Source organism: Streptomyces sp. NPDC004721 (assembly GCF_053601495.1).
On sequence record NZ_JBSGBZ010000102.1, the window covers coordinates 1 to 15,813 of the forward strand.

22 protein-coding genes and 2 pseudogenes are annotated in these 15,813 nt (G+C 70.3%); 8 read left to right on the forward strand and 16 right to left on the reverse strand.

Annotated elements, in window-relative coordinates:
* Positions 1-49 precede the first annotated feature (49 nt).
* From ACWEK3_RS40495 to ACWEK3_RS40570, 16 genes are all read right to left on the reverse strand, one after another.
* On the reverse strand, positions 50-508 hold the full coding sequence (locus tag ACWEK3_RS40495; protein ID WP_453252063.1) for a hypothetical protein: 459 nt from the start codon (positions 506-508) through the stop codon (positions 50-52).
* Positions 509-597: 89 nt separating this feature from the next.
* A complete protein-coding gene (locus ACWEK3_RS40500; RefSeq protein ID WP_453252064.1) occupies positions 598-990 on the reverse strand; it encodes a hypothetical protein in 393 nt (130 codons plus the stop codon).
* A gap of 25 nt (positions 991-1,015) precedes the next feature.
* The gene (locus ACWEK3_RS40505; RefSeq protein ID WP_453252065.1) at positions 1,016-1,195 is read right to left on the reverse strand and encodes a hypothetical protein; all 180 of its coding nucleotides are present in this window, start codon (positions 1,193-1,195) and stop codon (positions 1,016-1,018) included.
* Complete coding sequence (locus ACWEK3_RS40510) at positions 1,192-1,698, reverse strand: hypothetical protein (RefSeq protein WP_453252066.1); 507 nt, start codon at positions 1,696-1,698, stop codon at positions 1,192-1,194. The genes ACWEK3_RS40505 and ACWEK3_RS40510 overlap by 4 nt, the downstream gene beginning before the upstream one ends.
* A gap of 53 nt (positions 1,699-1,751) precedes the next feature.
* Positions 1,752-2,189, reverse strand: a complete 438-nt coding sequence (locus ACWEK3_RS40515) for a hypothetical protein (protein WP_382623321.1) — start codon at positions 2,187-2,189, stop codon at positions 1,752-1,754.
* Positions 2,186-3,733, reverse strand: a complete 1,548-nt coding sequence (locus ACWEK3_RS40520) for a DNA cytosine methyltransferase (RefSeq protein ID WP_453252067.1) — start codon at positions 3,731-3,733, stop codon at positions 2,186-2,188. The genes ACWEK3_RS40515 and ACWEK3_RS40520 overlap by 4 nt, the downstream gene beginning before the upstream one ends.
* 71 nt (positions 3,734-3,804) lie before the next feature.
* A complete protein-coding gene (locus ACWEK3_RS40525) occupies positions 3,805-4,464 on the reverse strand; it encodes a hypothetical protein (RefSeq protein ID WP_453252068.1) in 660 nt (219 codons plus the stop codon).
* Positions 4,465-4,573: 109 nt separating this feature from the next.
* The gene (locus tag ACWEK3_RS40530) at positions 4,574-4,720 is read right to left on the reverse strand and encodes a hypothetical protein (RefSeq protein WP_453252069.1); all 147 of its coding nucleotides are present in this window, start codon (positions 4,718-4,720) and stop codon (positions 4,574-4,576) included.
* A gap of 6 nt (positions 4,721-4,726) precedes the next feature.
* Positions 4,727-5,020: a hypothetical protein gene (locus ACWEK3_RS40535; RefSeq protein ID WP_453252070.1), complete on the reverse strand. Its 294-nt coding sequence runs from the start codon at positions 5,018-5,020 to the stop codon at positions 4,727-4,729.
* Between the two features lie 81 nt (positions 5,021-5,101).
* Complete coding sequence (locus ACWEK3_RS40540) at positions 5,102-5,443, reverse strand: hypothetical protein (protein WP_453252071.1); 342 nt, start codon at positions 5,441-5,443, stop codon at positions 5,102-5,104.
* A 139-nt stretch (positions 5,444-5,582) separates the two neighbouring features.
* Entirely contained in the window at positions 5,583-6,509 is a 927-nt protein-coding gene (locus tag ACWEK3_RS40545; RefSeq protein WP_453252072.1) for a hypothetical protein, read from the reverse strand.
* A gap of 63 nt (positions 6,510-6,572) precedes the next feature.
* Entirely contained in the window at positions 6,573-7,721 is a 1,149-nt protein-coding gene (locus ACWEK3_RS40550; RefSeq protein ID WP_453252073.1) for a PD-(D/E)XK nuclease family protein, read from the reverse strand.
* A gap of 64 nt (positions 7,722-7,785) precedes the next feature.
* Positions 7,786-8,970, reverse strand: coding sequence for an AAA family ATPase (locus ACWEK3_RS40555; RefSeq protein ID WP_453252074.1), 1,185 nt, complete (start codon positions 8,968-8,970; stop codon positions 7,786-7,788).
* Between the two features lie 27 nt (positions 8,971-8,997).
* Positions 8,998-9,294 (reverse strand): hypothetical protein, encoded by a 297-nt coding sequence (locus ACWEK3_RS40560; protein WP_453252075.1) that lies wholly within the window; start codon positions 9,292-9,294, stop codon positions 8,998-9,000.
* A 226-nt stretch (positions 9,295-9,520) separates the two neighbouring features.
* Complete coding sequence (locus ACWEK3_RS40565) at positions 9,521-10,081, reverse strand: hypothetical protein (RefSeq protein WP_453252076.1); 561 nt, start codon at positions 10,079-10,081, stop codon at positions 9,521-9,523.
* A gap of 351 nt (positions 10,082-10,432) precedes the next feature.
* The gene (locus ACWEK3_RS40570; RefSeq protein ID WP_382623343.1) at positions 10,433-10,588 is read right to left on the reverse strand and encodes a DUF6131 family protein; all 156 of its coding nucleotides are present in this window, start codon (positions 10,586-10,588) and stop codon (positions 10,433-10,435) included.
* 906 nt (positions 10,589-11,494) lie between these two features.
* Here ACWEK3_RS40570 and ACWEK3_RS40575 point away from each other — a divergent pair.
* From ACWEK3_RS40575 to ACWEK3_RS40610, 8 genes and pseudogenes are all read left to right on the forward strand, one after another.
* Entirely contained in the window at positions 11,495-12,055 is a 561-nt protein-coding gene (locus ACWEK3_RS40575) for a hemerythrin domain-containing protein (protein ID WP_453252077.1), read from the forward strand.
* 480 nt (positions 12,056-12,535) lie between these two features.
* Positions 12,536-12,664 (forward strand): hypothetical protein, encoded by a 129-nt coding sequence (locus tag ACWEK3_RS40580; RefSeq protein WP_453252078.1) that lies wholly within the window; start codon positions 12,536-12,538, stop codon positions 12,662-12,664.
* Positions 12,665-13,015: 351 nt separating this feature from the next.
* Positions 13,016-13,273: pseudogene (locus ACWEK3_RS40585) on the forward strand (gas vesicle protein GvpO).
* 94 nt (positions 13,274-13,367) lie between these two features.
* Positions 13,368-13,799, forward strand: a complete 432-nt coding sequence (locus ACWEK3_RS40590) for a gas vesicle structural protein GvpA (protein WP_390724698.1) — start codon at positions 13,368-13,370, stop codon at positions 13,797-13,799.
* Positions 13,796-14,566: a GvpL/GvpF family gas vesicle protein gene (locus ACWEK3_RS40595; protein ID WP_453252079.1), complete on the forward strand. Its 771-nt coding sequence runs from the start codon at positions 13,796-13,798 to the stop codon at positions 14,564-14,566. Before ACWEK3_RS40590 ends, ACWEK3_RS40595 begins: the two co-directional genes overlap by 4 nt.
* Positions 14,567-14,570: 4 nt before the next feature.
* Positions 14,571-14,846: a gas vesicle protein GvpG gene (locus ACWEK3_RS40600; protein WP_453252080.1), complete on the forward strand. Its 276-nt coding sequence runs from the start codon at positions 14,571-14,573 to the stop codon at positions 14,844-14,846.
* Positions 14,843-15,526, forward strand: coding sequence for a DNA primase (locus ACWEK3_RS40605; protein WP_453252081.1), 684 nt, complete (start codon positions 14,843-14,845; stop codon positions 15,524-15,526). The genes ACWEK3_RS40600 and ACWEK3_RS40605 overlap by 4 nt, the downstream gene beginning before the upstream one ends.
* Positions 15,523-15,813 (forward strand): annotated as a pseudogene (locus tag ACWEK3_RS40610) (SRPBCC family protein); the annotation flags it as partial. The gene ACWEK3_RS40605 and the pseudogene ACWEK3_RS40610, both read left to right, overlap by 4 nt.

Genomic DNA, 15,813 nt, shown 5'->3' on the forward strand with positions numbered 1-15,813 from the left:
GCCGCGCCCGCGGGATGAGGTCACCGCGGGCGCGGCCCGGATCGGAGGGCTACTGGGGGTGCGGGGCGGGCTTCTCGCGGCTGGCGGCCAGCTCCTCGGCGGCGGCGCGGGTCAGGTGGACGGTGAGGCCGATGAGCGCGGACACGGAGTGCCCGTACTCCTTGCCGCTGGCGCGGACGGCCGCGATGTAGAGGGCCTGGCAGGTCGGCACGTCGCCGTTGCACCAGGCGGTGACGAACCGCAGGGCGAAGGTGTGCGCCGGGTCGACGGGGCCGCCGTCCGGGTCGGGTGCGGCCAGCACCCACAGGCCCTCCTGGGTGGGCTGGCCGAACAGTTGGACGAGCACCTGCTCGGCGGCGTTGGCGAAGCCGCAGCACACGCCGAACATCTCCTGGCCGGTGCTGTTGGAGGCGATCTCGCCCATCAGCCGCATGGCTTCGTCGGCGTCGCCGCCGATGGCGTGGTGCAGGACGTCCATGGCCAGCTCGGCTCGGCGGGCGGTGTCCACGATGGTTGCTCCTTGCAGTAGGTGGGTGGTGGGGGCCGCGCCCGCAGGGTGAGGTCACCGCGGGCGCGGCCCGGATCGGGGGGTGAGGGTCAGGCGAGCAGGGCGAGGCTGTGGGCCCATGCGCGGCCGCCGGCCGCCCACGCCATCGCGTGCAGGGCGAGCCGCTTGTCGGGCTCCTCCAGCGCGGCGAGGTTGGCCAGGGACAAGGCGTGGCGCCCGGTCAGGAGGCAGGCCAGGCGCAGGACCTGCCACTGCGAGCTGCTTCCGATGAGCGGGCCGTCGTCTGCGGTCAGGCAGGCGGAGGCGACGTGCCGCCAGGCGACGCGGGACTGGCCGCTGCCGTCGTCGACGATCAGGCGGGCGTGCTGCAGCTGGGGCAGCCAGTGGCCGTGCGTGCCCAGCAGCCACAGGGCGGCCTCTTCCTGCCAGGAGCCTGCGGCGCGCTCGCCGAGGCGGGTGCCGAGGGCGGTGATGTGGTTCACGTCTCTCTCCAAGAGGTGTGGTCGCTCAGGTGCGGGGCTTGGGCAGGTGGCCGACGTGCCAGCCGCGGCAGTCGCGGTTGCGGCACTGGTAGGCGGCTATGCGGACGGCGCCTTTGGCGATGAGCCGCTGGCGGTGGTCCTCGGCGTCCTCGCGGGTGTCGTGGCGGCGCTTGCCGGTGCAGGCGCGGCCCTTGGTGCGGATCACCGCACGACCGCCGGGGCGTGCTCAGGGTTCGCGCAGCCCGCGCAGCGCAGGTTGGGCCGTGTCCAGCGGGCGCGGTCGGCGACGCCGACGATCAGGGCGCCGCAGACGGCCGCCATGTCCTTGCTGTAGTCCCGCTTGTGGACGTCCTCTGAGGTGTTGGTGCGCCACACCCACTCGCCGCGCAGGCTCACGCAGGTGACCTCGACGAGGGTGTGACCCACGCGGCCGGTAATGGTGTGGCACATCTCGCCGGGTCGGCTGGTGGGCCGGGGCTCCCCGAAGTCGGTGGCGTCGATGGCTTTGGCCCACTGGTCGAAGACGTCGTCTCCCGGGTGGTACAGGAAGACGCGCAGGCCGAGCGGGTCGTTGCCGGTGGCGACGCCGAGGTGGTCGATCTCGATGCTGTGGGCGGTCAGGCCGGGGTGGAGGCTGGCCAGGATCGCGCCGGCGATCATCGGCTGCAGGCTCTGGCGCAGCGGGCGCGGTGTGCTGGGGTGGGGCATGGTCTCTCCAATCGGGGTGCCGGTGCCCCGCCCTTGGCGGGCGGGGCGGTCGGTCAGGTCGTGGTGAAGTCGAGCTGGAGCTGTTGGGGCTGCTTGGCTCTCGCCGCTTTGCGGCGCGCGGACATCTCGCGTTCCGCCTGGGCGCAGGACGGGCAGACGCGTTCGCCGTGGCGGCGGTGGTCCTTGGCTCCGGCCTCCGTGCCGCAGGAGGCGCGTAGCTTCGGCTCGGTCAACTCGTCCTCGAACACGTCGTCGAGGGCGGCGATGGCCGTGCCGTTGCACCACAGGCGCCCGCCGGCGATGCCGTCGAAGAGGGCCTGAGCGGGCTTGACGGTGGCGATGCACACGGCGCGGAACGGGCATGGCCCGCACGTGGGGAGCTGCGGCCCGCACAGCCGTTTGAGGTCGCCTGCGGTTTCCCAGTCGTCCTCGCTGGGCGTGAAGCCGTCCAGGCCGCGGCACGGTGCGCGAAGCAGCCAGTCAGCGGTCACAGGCAGGCCTTGATGCGCTCGCCGATGTGCCGGGCCACGTTGACGCTCACCGCGTTACCGGCCTGCATGGTCTGCTCGGCCTGGGTGCCGAAGAGGCGGTAGCGGCGGAGGAACCGCTGCGCTTCCAGCTGCTCGCGCGGCTTGAGCATCCGGAAGAAGCAGTCCTCCACAGCGGGCGCGGACTGGAGCAGTCCGGCCGAGTCGCGGGTCGACAGCGTGTGCACGGGCTCCCCGGCCGTCTTCACGGCCGCCTTGCGGTAGGGGATGACCAGCGTGTTGCGCAGCTCGGCCGGGACCGGGCCGCCGGGGACGACCAGGCCGTGATGGTTGCCCTGCGCGGTGACGGCGGTGACCGGATCGGTGGCCAGCGCCGGCTGTGCGTTCTGCCGGTAGGTGATCACGAACGGTTCGGGGTCGACCGTGACCAAGGCCTCGCTCTCGCGAGTCAGCCGGGTACGAAACGGGTCGGCGACGTCGCTCGCCGCGGTGTTCCAGCTGCCGCCGGTCGGCACGAGCAGCGCGTCGCCCTGCTTGATGGTGCGAGTCGAGAACGGCCGCTCGGCGACCGCGTAGGCGCGGTCGGTGCCGTCCTTGCCGTGGTTGAGGGTGATCGAGGACGGGGTGTGGGGGAACTTGGCCAAGCCCGCGCGAATGCGGTCCATGGTCGTGTCGGCCAGCGGCTTCTTGCGGTCGCCGATGCGCTGGCCGAGGTCGTCCCAGTTGATGACGGAGGCGGCCGGGCGCACGTACGGCTCGACCTCGGCGTGGGAGCAGCGCCGGTTGGGACAGCGGTAGTTGTAGTCGCGCAGGTACTTGCCGATGCGGACCCGCGGGTCGAACCACGCCTTCTTCGCGGCGACGTCCTTGCCGCACTCGAAGCAGAACGCCAGCGGGCGCGGCTCCAGGTCCGGCTTGGGCATGCCCTTGAGGCGGAAGACGAGGTAGATGCGGTCCCGCCACTGCGGGGCGCGCAGGTTGTCGTCGTCGCCGACGTGCGCGGAGGTGGCGCACAGGATCTGCGGCTGCTCGTAGCCCAGTTCGGTCATGGCCTTGACCCAGGTCTTGAACAGGACCCAGCACTGGGCGAACTCGACGACGTTCTCGATGACGACGTACGGGAACCGCTTGGCTTCGCACGCGCGCACCACGCACCAGGCGGTGGCCCGGGTCCGCTCGAAGGCCTCCGGGGTCAGCGCCTTCCACTCCTCGGCCTCGTCGCCGTCAAGGCTGTCGAGGACCTGGAACAGGTCGAGCTGATCAGTGGGGTGAACGCGGCCACCGGCCGGGGACACTTCGGTGCAAATTATGCTTGCCCACAAAAGGAGTGCTTTGGGCAGGAATCGCATCGGGTAGCCGGTGACGTCGGCGGTCAGGTGCTCGATGGTGGGGTGGTTGGCGGCGTGGGAGTCCATCGCGGTCTGCCAGTGGTTCATGGCGAGTTTGCCGCGCCATCCGCCCTCCACCAGGCCGGAGGAGGAGCCGCCGGCCCCGGCGAGCAGGTCGTTGAACGTGAGGTCGATGTCGCGGGGAAGGGTTGCAAGCAAGGCGTTCTCCAAGAGGTGGCCGGGCGGCCCCGCACGCGTGTGCGGGGCCGCCCGGATGGGGGCGAGGGTGGTCAGACGAGGGGCAGGCGGGAGACGAAGACGACCTGCACGGCGCCAGCGCGCCGCCAGACCGTCAGCGGCCACTCGTCGCTGCCCTGTTCGTGGACCAGGTCCCAGCCGCCCTCCTGAAGGAGGTGGGTCTGCCAGCCGTACTCCTTGACCGCCTCCGCCTGGCTGTCGAAGGGGCCGGACAGGCCGCCGGACTTTGCGGCGTGCTGAGCGTCGACGCCGGTGAAGCTGACGGCGAACCGCTGGGCGGAGGCCAGCAGGGCCTTGCCGAGCCGCTCCCCGGCCGTGCGGATGTCCGGGTCGGGCAGCGTGCCCAGGTACAGGGCGACCGCGGCGAGCATCGAGACGATGTCGGCGCCGTGCGGGGCGTGCTCGCTGCCCTCGGTGGAGTCGTAGGCCAGGCCGTCGTAGTTCGGGTTGTCGTCGTGGCCGCGGGTGATGATCCAGCCGGTGACGTCCTGCAGGCGGTCGGGCAGGCAGTCGTTGCCGCAGCCGATGGCCAGGTGGCTGCCGTCGGGCAGGTTGGCGTAGATGACGGTCTGTCCGCCGCAGGTCTCGACGTCGCAGACGAGACCGGCCGCGCGCAGCGGCGTGGTGACGGGCTCGTACTGCCGCCACAGGGCCTGCCACTCGGGGCGGTCGACGCGGCGGTGGTCAGGCATGGGTGCGAGGTTCAACGTGATCTCCAAGAGCTGTGGCGCCACAGTACAGAGTTGTGGCACATCCGGAAACGGCCGGCCGGGGATTCGGCCGCCCGTTCGTGCGTGCGGGTCAGTCGGTCTTGCGGGGGATGCGGTCCGTGCAGCGGATCACGTCGACGCACTGGGGCTTGCCGTCCCAGTACCGGATCTTGCGGACCGGCATGGGGTGCTGGCACCAGGTGCAGACGACGCTCTCGCGTCGGCTGGCTGCGGGCATCCGGGGTCAGGCCGAGTGAGTCGGCTTGGAGTCCAGCGGGAAGCCGAGCTCGGTGGCGATCTGCTCGGCGAGCGCGGCGCTGGCCGCGAGGTCCTCGCGGGTCGAGATCAGGCCGTGGAACTGGCCGTGCGCCTTGGTGATGGCGGCCGGCCAGGCGGCGTCGAGGAAGCCGACGACCCCTTCGGGCTCCACGACCAGGACGTCGCCGTCTCGGATGTCGTCGCGGCACTGGGACGCGTTGTACGCCTCCCAGGTGCTGTCGAAGCGGTGGACGGCCGGTGTGGTGATCGGGTTGCTCATGTCGTCTCCAAGAGATGTGAATCGGTCGATTGGTGTGGCACATGCTGCGGGCGGCGGGGTCGTCCGCCGCCCGCAGCGTGATCAGAACCCGGAGGCGACGGTGATCTCACCCTCGGTGGTGTCCAGCGTCGTCTCGCTGAGCTTGGCGCCGGAGGCCCAGACCTCGACGATCACCGTGTCGTCCCCGTGGCGCGACGTCAGCGTCCAGCCGCACCGGCAGTTCGGGGAGCACTCCGTGCGCTGCTCACCGCGAGCGTGCGGCTTGAACTCGGAGGTGACGGTGACCTCACCGGTTCCGGTGAGCGTCGTCTCACTGATGTTGGCGCCGAAGGTCCAGAGCTCGGCGACCGCCGTGTCGCCCTCGTGGCGCACCCTCAGTTCCCATCCGTCGTAGTGAATGGAGTGCGTCTGCTGCTCACTCATGCGTTCTCCAAGAGGTCCGTTCCGGGGGGCTTTCCCCTCCCGCTGCTCCTCTGATTCTAGTGTTGCTCAGCTAGGGGTCAAGAATTTTCAAGATTTTTTTCGTGCGGCCCCGGCCCCTCACGCGCCTCCTCACGGCCCCTCACGAGCCGTCTGGCGGGCCGCCGGCCGGGCCGTCGCCTCCTCCCGCCTCACGGGCCTTCTCACGGCCCTGTCGGGCCGCCTGACGGGCCGCCAGTCGAGCCGCCTCCACATCCTCCGGCCGCTCCTGCGCGACCCGCCGCGCCCGCGCCAGGTCCTCCTGGTAGCCGCGCAGCCAGTCCTGCTGCGCGTGCCGGTCGGCCTCCGCCCGATCCTTCTCGGCAGCCGCGCGAGCGGCCCGCGGGTTCGTGCCGCAGGCACGGCAACTCGCAGCAGGGACAGGGTGCCTGGAGCAGCCACGGCCGGGCTCCCCTACGGCGTCAGCCGTGGGGGTAGGGGGGGAAGGAAGGAGAGAGGAAGAAGAAGGAAGAGAAGGGGTTTCCCTGGGGAAACCCTTAGGGTTTCCCTGGCGAAACCCACTGGGTTTCCCTGGGGAAACCCTGCCCTCGTCGTCGTCAGGGTTTCCCTGGGGAAACCCTGCCTCCCTCACGCCCTCGCCGGCGGCCAGCGCACGCACGTCGATGTCCGCGTGCGTCATCGCGGGCTTGGACGGTGCGGCACGAGCGGCATACGAGCGGTCCAACCGCGGGTTCTTCGGTGCGGCGTCAGCCTCCTTGAAGCGGGCGTCCAGATCGTCGTTGGACGGGGTCGGGGGCACGCCCATCGGGAAGACCCGGTAGACGGCCCTGCGGCTCTGCTTGCCGACCTCCACGCGCTCGATGAGGCCCTTGGCGACCAGCTCGGTAACGATGGTCATGCACCGCTTCTCGGTGACGCCGACCCACGCCCGCAGCCTGCGGATGCCCGGCTTGGACAGGCGCGTCTCGTCGTCGGCCGAGTCGCAGATCTTCATCAGGGCCAGCTTCTGAGTCTGGTTCACCACGTCACCGGGCAGGTACGCTGCGACGACCATCAGGTGTATGGACAACGGGTTTTCCCTCCACGGGCACCGCCGCCCGCCCCGGCCAGGGGGCGGGCGGCGGCAGTCCGATCAGGCCTTGAAGGGCCGCACGATGATGGTCCGGGGCGTGGTGTCGGAGGTCTTCCGCTCAGGGACGGCCAGGCCCGCCGCCTTGAGGTTGTCCACCATCCGCTTCTCGTCGGGCACCATCGGCACCGGGATGTCCGCCTCGTCGTGCAGGTCGACCATCGCCTCCACGTCGAGGTCCCACTTGGGGTTCTCCCCGCCCCACGCCAGCTCGTTGCGGCCGTACACGCCGGCCTCGGAGTTGGCGATCTTCTTGCGGGCGAGCGCCTTGATCCTCTTGCCCTCGGTCTCCAGCTCGTGACCGCGCACGTAGTCGGCGAGGGTCCGGGCGCGGTCGGCGTCGTCGTGAATGAGGACCGTCTGCACCGGGGTGCCGGGCCGCTCAGGCAGGCCCCAGCAGGCCGTCATGAACGGGCAGTGGTCGCAGATGGCGTCCAGGCCGGGCCCGTCGAAGTCGCGCCGCGCCTCCTCCGGACTGTTCAGCTCGCGGACGCGCTGCACCCACCAGCGGGCGCGGGTGGCCTCCATCGGGTCGAACGGGAACTCCTGGATGTGCTCTTCGCCGTTGTCGCGGTTGACGAACCGGAAGCGGATCCGGGCCACTTCCAGCGGGCCCAGCTTGGCCAGGTACCGCTGGCCGCGCACGTTCTGGAAGCCCGTCGTGCGCAGCAGGTCGGCGTACAGGTACACCTGGCGCAGCTCGGCCTCGCTGGCCCCGTAGCGGCGCACCTTGTCCCACAGGAACGTCGTCTTGGTCTTGACGTCCTCCACTGTCACCCCGCCGGCGGCCGGAACCTTGGGCCGGTGCCGGGCGGGCACACGGGCCGAAGTCTCCTCGTCGAGCTGGACGGCGTCGATGTGGCCCTTGATCGTGTCGTCGGCGACGGCACGCTCCACCAGCCAGCCGTACTCGCTGCGCGCGGCGCCGAGCAGGCCCTCGTGGATGTACGTGCCGAGGATCGCGGCCCGCTTGTCGGTCTCGTCGGTCGGTGCGGTCTCCGCGAGGATGTAGGCGGCGCGGCGCTCGCACACCGTGTCCGACGCGCCGAGCTGGCGCTGCAGGGAACGCGGCCGTCTGGCGTCGACGTCGTGCGCGGCCACCCACAGGGACGGCACCGCGTCCACAGAGGTTTCCACAGGCTGAGCGGTCATCATCTGCTCCAAAGGAATGGGGGGCGGGCCGGGCCGGTAGGGGCCTGGCCCGCCAGGGGTCGGGTCAGCTACGGGTGGCGGCGCGCTTGGTGGTGGTCCGCTTGGCGGTGCACTTGGCGGTGCGCTTGGCGGGCTCCTTGCGGACGGGCCGCCGGTCCGGGTCGGGCTCGCCGGCGGGCTCGTCGCCCTCCTCCTCGGCCCTGCGCTCGACGGCGGCCCGCAGCTTGTCGGCGTCGGTGGCCGGGCCCTGACCCATGTCGGTGGGCGGGTTCTCCAGCTCGGTGACCTTCCGCTCGATCGCGGCGCGGATGGAGACGATCTCGGCACGGGTCAGGCCGGTGTCGTCCTCGGCCGCCTCCCACCACAGCTCGCGGAGCTTCTCGACGTCCCGCAGGTCCTCCACCTGGTGGTCGTCCAGCCAGCCCTGCACGCGGTCGCCGACCAGGGCGGGCATCTGGCGGGGCTGCGAATCCGTCGAGCAGCCGAGCCGGTTGAAGACCAGGTCCTCGATGGTGAAGTCCGGCAGGGTCAGCGGCTTGCCGTCCTCGACGCGCAGCTGCAGCGAGCGGGCCTTGATGACCTGCGGAGCGCGGCCCCGGCGCATCCGCACCCACACCGAGCAGTCGAACGCCAGGTCCTTCTGCGCCTGGACCTTCCACTCGCGCAGGACGCGGCCGCGGTTGTCGGTGACGGGCCTGCCGTTGTCGTCGATGGCGGTGATCTGCTTGCCGCGTGCGGTGATGATGGCGATGCCGGGGAACGTCTGCAGGAGGTGGATGACGTCGACCCACCGCTCGGTGGCGTCGTTCCACAGGTTCATGCCGACTTCGATCGCGGAGTCCGGGTCGTCCTGCAGCCGCTGCGCGTTGCTCTTGCCGCGCCGGGCCCGCTCGTTGGTCCAGGTCTTGAGCATCCGCCACAGCGCGGTCCCGGAGTCGATGGACAGCACCACCGGTGCTTCGCCGGCGAGGGCCGCGCGGCGGGCCTCGGTGTGGACGGCGCGGATCTGCTCCAGGATGTCCCGGTAGGTGCCGTCGTGCTCGATGATCAGGTAGTCGGCGCCGGGGATCGCCGCGTACTCATCGGCGCTGCCCTCCGCCAGGTCGATCCAGTACATCTGGCCGATCAGGTCGGAGGCGGAGAACTCGGCGGCGCTGAAGGTCTTTCCGGCGCCCTCGTCTCCTTCGATGAGGATGAGGGGCCAGGGCACGATGCCGGTCGGTTTGCGGGTTTTCAGCTTGATGCCCATGAGGGCTGCTCCAAGGTGTCGGTGGTGTCATGCGGCGCGCAGGGCCCTGGTCTCGAACAGCCGCACCCACTCGGGGTGGCGTTCGATCAGGAGCCGCACGTACCGGCTGCGGAAGTTGTTGTTCAGCCGGAAGGCGTCGCCGTGGGTGGCCTCGCCGTAGCGCCAGCGCAGGAGCTTGAAGAGCATCCCGATGCCGACACGGCGGAAGCCCTTGGCGACGCAGTCGGCGGCCAGTGCCTCCAGGTGCCGAAGCACCCACGGGTTGAGGGCGTGGAACGCCTCGAACCGCTCCTGGATGCTCCTGCTGGTGAATGGGCACGACACCCCCGAAGTGCGGACACCGAACGAATGGTGTGGCACATCTTTCATGAAGGGTGCGAGGTGATCAACCAGCGCAGCGCCCGCACATCCGCGCCCGGCGGTCGGCGACCGGGCGACGACTGTCACAGCGTGCATCGTTCCCCCCAAAGGCGAAAGCAGCAGCGCCCCGTCGGCACCGCTGCTCTCATTCTACTGGGATTCTGGTTCGGTGTCACCCTGTTTTCGCAGGTCAGACGGCATATGCGGCCGGTCCACGGGGGACGACAGTGGAGCCGGGACCGGTGTAGCGGCCCTGCCGCAAAGCGGCCTCGACCTGCGGCACAATCGCCCACATCACAGTGCGGGACTTCGCCCTGAGATCCGGCGCGGCATCGATGACCGTGTCCAGCAGCCACAGCGGCGACCCAGACAGCCTGTAGTCCGCCGGCGCGAACCGGCCCTGACGCACCACCGCAGACAGGTTCTGCTGACTGGACATCCCGAACAGCTGCACCACTTCCTGCAGACCCACCAGGGGCGGCACCTCGTCCTTGCTGCGCGCCCACACTCCGGGCTGCTGCGAGGCCACCACCTGCTGCAGGGCGCGCTCGTCCAGCGTCTTGGGCCGCGGCCTGCTCTGCCCGTATTCCCGCGCGAACGGCAGCAGCCAGTACGGCGACCCGGACACGATCACCGCATGCTCGTAGTCCAGACCGCCGCGGACCACCCACTGCGTGACCACCGTCGGCTTCACCCCATACAGGGCGGCGAACTCCTGCCTGCCGACCAGGAACGGCTTCCCCGCCACCACCAGGCCCCCCTTCCCACTCAACTGCCCCTAGATTCTAACTGGCGCGTTCAGGGGTGTCGGCGGTCACGCAATGGCGCGAGCGGGATTGCCAGAAGCCCATCGCTGGCCTGCCAGGGTCCGCCGGGGCGGCGAAACCGGGGCTGCAGTCGCATGCTTTTCCCTCCTGCACATCCAGGCCAGTCCGCATGGTGCCGCCGATAGCGTGTCTCGGGCTTCCGCCGAACGGGGTTGACGCGGGGCCGTGGCTGCCGCGATTGCGGGCGGGGAGCAACTGGCCTGCTACGAAGCCAGAGGAGCGGCCAATCGCGATGAATGCCGTGGTTCACCTGGAGTGAGGAACCCCACGGGCGATCACCAGTAGTGGCGTCGTCCGGCGACGGCGTGTCCAAGTGCTCCGAGGACCCACAGGACGGCACCAATCACCAACAGGACGATCCCAATGGTCCACAGGATGGAGATGCCGAACACGAAACCGAGGATGAGGAGAATGACTCCGAGGGCAATCATCAGGGCCTCCGGTCTGAGTAGTACCATCCGTATGCCCGGCTGGTTGCGATGTAGGCCCATTTTGCGCGGCACCCCGCTCCCATCGGCTCACGGGCGTACCTTGCGTGCCATCCGCTCGTTCGCTGTACGAATCGCGTATCAAGCCGCGCTTGCTCATCTTCCTCAGCCGCACCCGGTACGGATGCTGCCCTGACAACGGTGGCGGTCCTTCACGCAGAGCGCGCCCGGGCGCCTATCGCGCGCAGTAGCAGCACGGGCCGGTCACGTCAGTGCGACGCGTATCCAGATTGGCACCTACCTGGCGCGTGCGGTCAAACGCTGCACGCGCTTCTTCCCCGGGCAAGTGCGTCAGAGGTCGCCCGGCGCCGTTTTCTCGGCTCCTGCTGTTCTTGGTCGGCTCGGCGGAGCTCCTGGGGGCTGCCTCAGTTGCTCCTTGGCGGGGGCCGCTTGCTGCCGGGCCTGGTCACGGCGGTTGCCTGCCTCCTGCAGCAACGCGTTGGCGTCCGCTTGTTCAGCCTTCTTCTCGCGCAGACGGTGTCGGCCGCCCGGGCTGCCTATCTGGCGTGAGCGAGCTGTTCCTTCCGGCTCGCGGCGGTGCTTGGCGAGCTCATCCCTTGCCCCCGCCTGCGCCGATGACGGAGCAGCCGTGGGAGACGCCCCGGCTGACGGCTGCGGCATCTTCGACGGTGCACTGGCCGCCGGTGCAGTGCGGAGCGGGAAGCCGGATGCCTGTCCGACGTACAGCAGCCCCGGAGGACATCCTGAAGGCCTGCGTGATGTTCACGTTGGCATCCAATCGGGTGAGCCGTATCGGGCTCGGTGCCACATGGTGTGCCGACGGGGGATCAGTGTCTGCAGGCTGGGACGGACCTGGCCCTGACAGCACAAGCGAGAGGCGGATGGGCGATGGGCCATGGCGGCAATGTGATCGAGGAATTGATGGCCGACCACCGGGAGGTCGAAGAGATCTTCGGCAGGATCCAATCCACGACCGGCCAAGGGCAGGAGCTGCGTAATCTCGTCGACGAGGTCACCATCGAGCTGGTGCGGCACTCGGTCGCCGAGGAGCAGTACCTGTACCCGACGGTGCGCGAGCATGTCGAGGACGGCGACCGGATCGCGGACAAGGAGATCGCGGATCATAGCCGTGTCGAGGAACTCCTCAAGCAGTTGGAGAGGATCAACGCCGATGACCCCCAGATGAGCGCGCTGCTGCAGCAGCTCATGGAGGAGGTCTCCGCGCACGTCGAGGATGAGGAGAACAACCTCTTCCCGCTGCTGCGTCAGGCGTGTTCCTCCGAGATGCTCGATGATCTCGGGGAGAAGGTCCGGCGGGCCAAAGCCATGGCCCCGACCCGCCCGCATCCGGCTGCCCCGGACACTCCGCCCGCGAACAAGCTCCTCGCACCGGGCGCCGGCCTGGTCGACCGGGCCCGCGACTTCGTCACCGGCCGCGGCAAGTCCTGACCGGCCCTCGCACACCCCGTAGCCGGACTGCGGCTTGGGATGGGCACCGGGGCTGGACCGCAGGTGTTCGGTGCGGCCCCGGTGCCCCGGGGTTGGGCCGTGACGTGGGTCATGCACTCTGCCCTGGGTAGCCTCCTGTACTGGTCCGCCACGAGGGGGCAGCGCGGCTCCGCGGTACCAGCTCGCGGGGCCGTTCAGCCGGGCAGAGCGAGCACGCTCCACAGGGACCGATCACCGTGTCCACCGATCTGACATTCGTCATAGCCGCCTCCACCCGTTGGCTCTTGGTCACCTACTGCCCTGCGCTACCCACCGGTTTTGACGAGCAGCTGCTCCACCTACTCGAACCCGGCGGAGCCCACCGGTTGGACTGGCTCACCGGATGTGACCTGCACGCCGACGACGCGTGGCGGACCTGGGTCGACAAGACTGTCGTCAGCTGGGCAGCCTGCCTGCTGGCCGATTGCTCTTTGCTCGCCCTTGCCCTGCAGGCCCTCCACCGCGACCGAGCACGCTGCCGGAGCCGGTGGTCTCCAACGCCTGGTCAACCCTGGTGCCCGGGACACCGAGGCCGCCGTCCACCTGCTCGAAGGCATCGTCGCCCTGTAGTGACGACGGCTTCGGGCAGGGCAAACGCGTCGGGTACGCCCGGGAGGACAACCGCGTAGTGGTTTCCGACCGATCCTGCGTGGCCGCGATCCGGCCCGCCGCCCGGCGTCCGCGGTGGTCCATACCCGCCTTTTGCCGCCTTTTGCCCAGCCACCCCGGCCCGGAAACGATCAGGGCCGACCGACAGCCCAGGTGCATAGTGCGTGAGGGCCGCCCGCACTCGCGAAGGTTTGGCCATGGAGCCTGCGGCCACCCGGAGACGAAGAGATGGCCATAATATTCGCATAATTCACCAGAGCCACAGAATTCACAGGAGTCACGTACCCAAGACGACAGCGGTGCGTCGGCGGCCTGGCCGGGCTGCGCGAGGCGCCTGCCCAGTTCGCTGAGCTGACCGGTCTGAGGGCCGAGGCCGTGACGTCCTTCGAGTAGACGGAGGACGGCTGGTGAGGTCGAGGTCCTCGAACCTCGCCCGGGTGCCCGACACCATGAGCCTGATTGGCGGGCTACCTGGTGGAACTCGATCCGCGGGGTCAGCTCACCGGTTATCGGCTCCTGCGCCGCTACGAACGCGGCCGCGCCGACGCCCGCCGGACCGGCGGCCACTAGACCGGCCCCGGCCCCCGGGCGGCTCACGTCCGAAGACGTGTACACGCGCAGCAGACACAGACGCAGCAGATACAGACAAGGAGGCGCGGTTGGCATGACCGTTGTCCCGGCACAGACGTCCGGCGGCGGAGGCGGCAGCAGCGGCCTGTACGACGTACTGGAACTCGTCCTCGACCGGGGACTGGTGATCGACGCGTTCGTGCGGGTCTCCCTGGTCGGCATCGAGATCCTGAAGATCGACGTACGGGTCGTCGTCGCCAGCGTCGACACCTACCTGCGCTTCGCCGAGGCCTGCAACCGGCTCGACCTGGAAGCCGGCCCGCACAAGCCCGCGGGCCTGCCCGACCTGGTCGGCGAGGTCACCGAGTCCGGCGCACGCGGCAAAGCCAAGGGCGCGCTGTCCGGCGCCGCGCAGACCGTCTCCGACGCCTTCCAGCAGGCCCGTCAGGAGCACGCGGACGAGAGCGGGGAGCGGCCGCGGGCCCGTAAGGCCCCGCCGGCCCGCCGCAAGGAGGAACAGGAGTGAGCACGTACGTCTACGCCATCACCACCGCCTCCCACCCGGCCCTGCCACGGGGCATGGGCGGTGTGGGGGAGCCGGCCCGGCCGGTGCGCGTGCTCGAGGCGGGTGGACTCGCCGCGATCGTCAGCGACGCACCCGAGGGGCTGCGCCCCAAACGGCGGGACCTGCTCGCCCACCAGGCCGTGCTCAGCGAGGCCGGTACGGCCGGCTGCGTCCTGCCGATGCGGTTCGGCAGCGTCGCCCCCGACGACGACACCGTCACCGGCGTCCTGACCGAACGCGCCGACCACTACCGCGAACGGCTGCACGCCCTGGAGGGCAGGGTCGAGTACAACGTCAAGGCCAGCCACGTCGAGGACGCGGTGCTGCACCGCGTGATGGCCGAGAACCCCGAGATCCGCTCCCTGGCCGAGGCCAACCGGCGCTCCGGCGGCGGCGGTTACCAGGACAAGCTCCGGCTCGGCGAGCTGGTCGCGGCCGCCGTGCAGGCCCGCGAGGCCGACGACGCCCGCGAGATCGTCCACGCCCTCGAACCGTACGCCGCCGCGGTCAGCGACGGCCCGCCCTCCACCGGCTGGCTCGTCAACGCCTCCTTCCTGGTCGACCGCGAGGCGGCCGAGGAGTTCGTGACCGCCGTCGAACAGGCCCGCAAGGACCTGCCCCACCTCGAACTACGCGTCAACGGCCCCCTGCCGCCGTACAGCTTCGTCGAACCCGGCCCCGCCGAACCCGCGAGCACCACGGCCGGAGCCGACACAGGAGCGGAGTGACGTCATGGGACTCATCTCCGAAGTGCTGCTGCTGCCGTTCGCGCCGGCGCGCGGAAGCGCCTGGGCGATCCGGCAGGTACTGCGCGAAGCCGAGCACATCTACTACGACCCGGCCACCGTGCAGGCCGAACTGGCGCGACTGGAAGAGCAGTTGGAGGCGGGTGAGATCAGCGCCGAGGAGTTCGACCGCAGGGAGGACGAGCTTCTGGACCGGCTGGAGACCGGCCTGCGCTCAGGCACGGAGACAGGCACGGGGACAGGCGAGGGGACGGCACGATGAACAAAGTGGGACTCGGCCTCGCGCTAGGGGCGGGTTACCTCCTGGGACGGACGAAGAAGGCGAAGCTCGCCCTTACGGTGGGCAGCCTGGTGGCCGGCAAGAAGCTGAACCTCGGTCCGGGCGGGATCGCGCAGCTGGTCAACCAGCAACTGATGAGCAACCCGCAGCTCAAGGAGATCGGCGACCAGCTGCGCGAGGACCTGAAGGGCGTGGGCAAGGCGGCTTCGGGGGCCATGGCCGAACGGCAGATGACCGCGCTCGCCGACCGGCTGCACGGGCGGACCGCGCAGATCCGCGACGAGCTCGCCGGCGTCGCACCGCAGCCCGGCGGAGACGAGGAGACCGAGGAGGAGACCGAGGGGGAGGACGCGTACCCGGACGAGGACGAGTACGAGGACCGGGAGGGCCGCGAGGCCGGGAGGGAGACCCGGAGTGAGGCCGGGGACCGGGGCGGATCGGCCCGGAAGGAAGCGGCCGGGAACGCCCCGGCGAAGAAGAAGCCGGCGAAGAAGGCTCCCGCGAAGAAGGCCGCCAAGAAGGCGCCGGCGGGTGCACCGGCCCGGAAGGAAGCGGCGAAGAGGACCGCAGCCGACGGGACGGCCGCGAAGAGGACGGCCGCGGCCGGTGGCGCGACCCGCGCTGCCCGCTCCCGGCGGCCGAAGGGTGGTGGTGACCGATGACCGAGGTCCTCGGATCCGCGACCTCCGCGGCCGGCGGCGCGGCGCGCGGCGCGGCGAAGGAGAGCCCGCTGAGCGACCTCGCCCACAGCGAGGCCGCCGACCGGCTCAAGGCCGAGGTGCAGGACTACCTCGGCGCCCAGGCCCAGCGGCTGCTGGTCGGCTTCGGCCACAAGCTCGGCGAGACCACCGGCCTGCTCAACGACATAGCCGAGGGCAAAAGCCCGGGCTTCGCCAAGCTCGCCCTCGACGCCGGACGCAAGGTCGCCGAGGGCAAGGGCCCGGTGCGC

Excerpts from the sequence above, each read along its gene's own strand:
- ACWEK3_RS40530 (WP_453252069.1), bottom strand. The coding sequence starts at position 4,720 with ATGCCCGCAGCCAGCCGACGCGAGAGCGTCGTCTGCACCTGGTGCCAG.
- ACWEK3_RS40555 (WP_453252074.1), bottom strand. The coding sequence starts at position 8,970 with ATGGGCATCAAGCTGAAAACCCGCAAACCGACCGGCATCGTGCCCTGG.
- ACWEK3_RS40570 (WP_382623343.1), bottom strand. The coding sequence starts at position 10,588 with ATGATTGCCCTCGGAGTCATTCTCCTCATCCTCGGTTTCGTGTTCGGC.
- ACWEK3_RS40575 (WP_453252077.1), top strand. The coding sequence starts at position 11,495 with ATGGGCCATGGCGGCAATGTGATCGAGGAATTGATGGCCGACCACCGG.
- ACWEK3_RS40550 (WP_453252073.1), bottom strand. The coding sequence starts at position 7,721 with ATGACCGCTCAGCCTGTGGAAACCTCTGTGGACGCGGTGCCGTCCCTG.
- ACWEK3_RS40510 (WP_453252066.1), bottom strand. The coding sequence starts at position 1,698 with ATGCCCCACCCCAGCACACCGCGCCCGCTGCGCCAGAGCCTGCAGCCG.
- ACWEK3_RS40525 (WP_453252068.1), bottom strand. The coding sequence starts at position 4,464 with ATGCCTGACCACCGCCGCGTCGACCGCCCCGAGTGGCAGGCCCTGTGG.
- ACWEK3_RS40605 (WP_453252081.1), top strand. The coding sequence starts at position 14,843 with ATGAACAAAGTGGGACTCGGCCTCGCGCTAGGGGCGGGTTACCTCCTG.
- ACWEK3_RS40600 (WP_453252080.1), top strand. The coding sequence starts at position 14,571 with ATGGGACTCATCTCCGAAGTGCTGCTGCTGCCGTTCGCGCCGGCGCGC.
- ACWEK3_RS40540 (WP_453252071.1), bottom strand. The coding sequence starts at position 5,443 with ATGAGTGAGCAGCAGACGCACTCCATTCACTACGACGGATGGGAACTG.
- ACWEK3_RS40535 (WP_453252070.1), bottom strand. The coding sequence starts at position 5,020 with ATGAGCAACCCGATCACCACACCGGCCGTCCACCGCTTCGACAGCACC.
- ACWEK3_RS40590 (WP_390724698.1), top strand. The coding sequence starts at position 13,368 with ATGACCGTTGTCCCGGCACAGACGTCCGGCGGCGGAGGCGGCAGCAGC.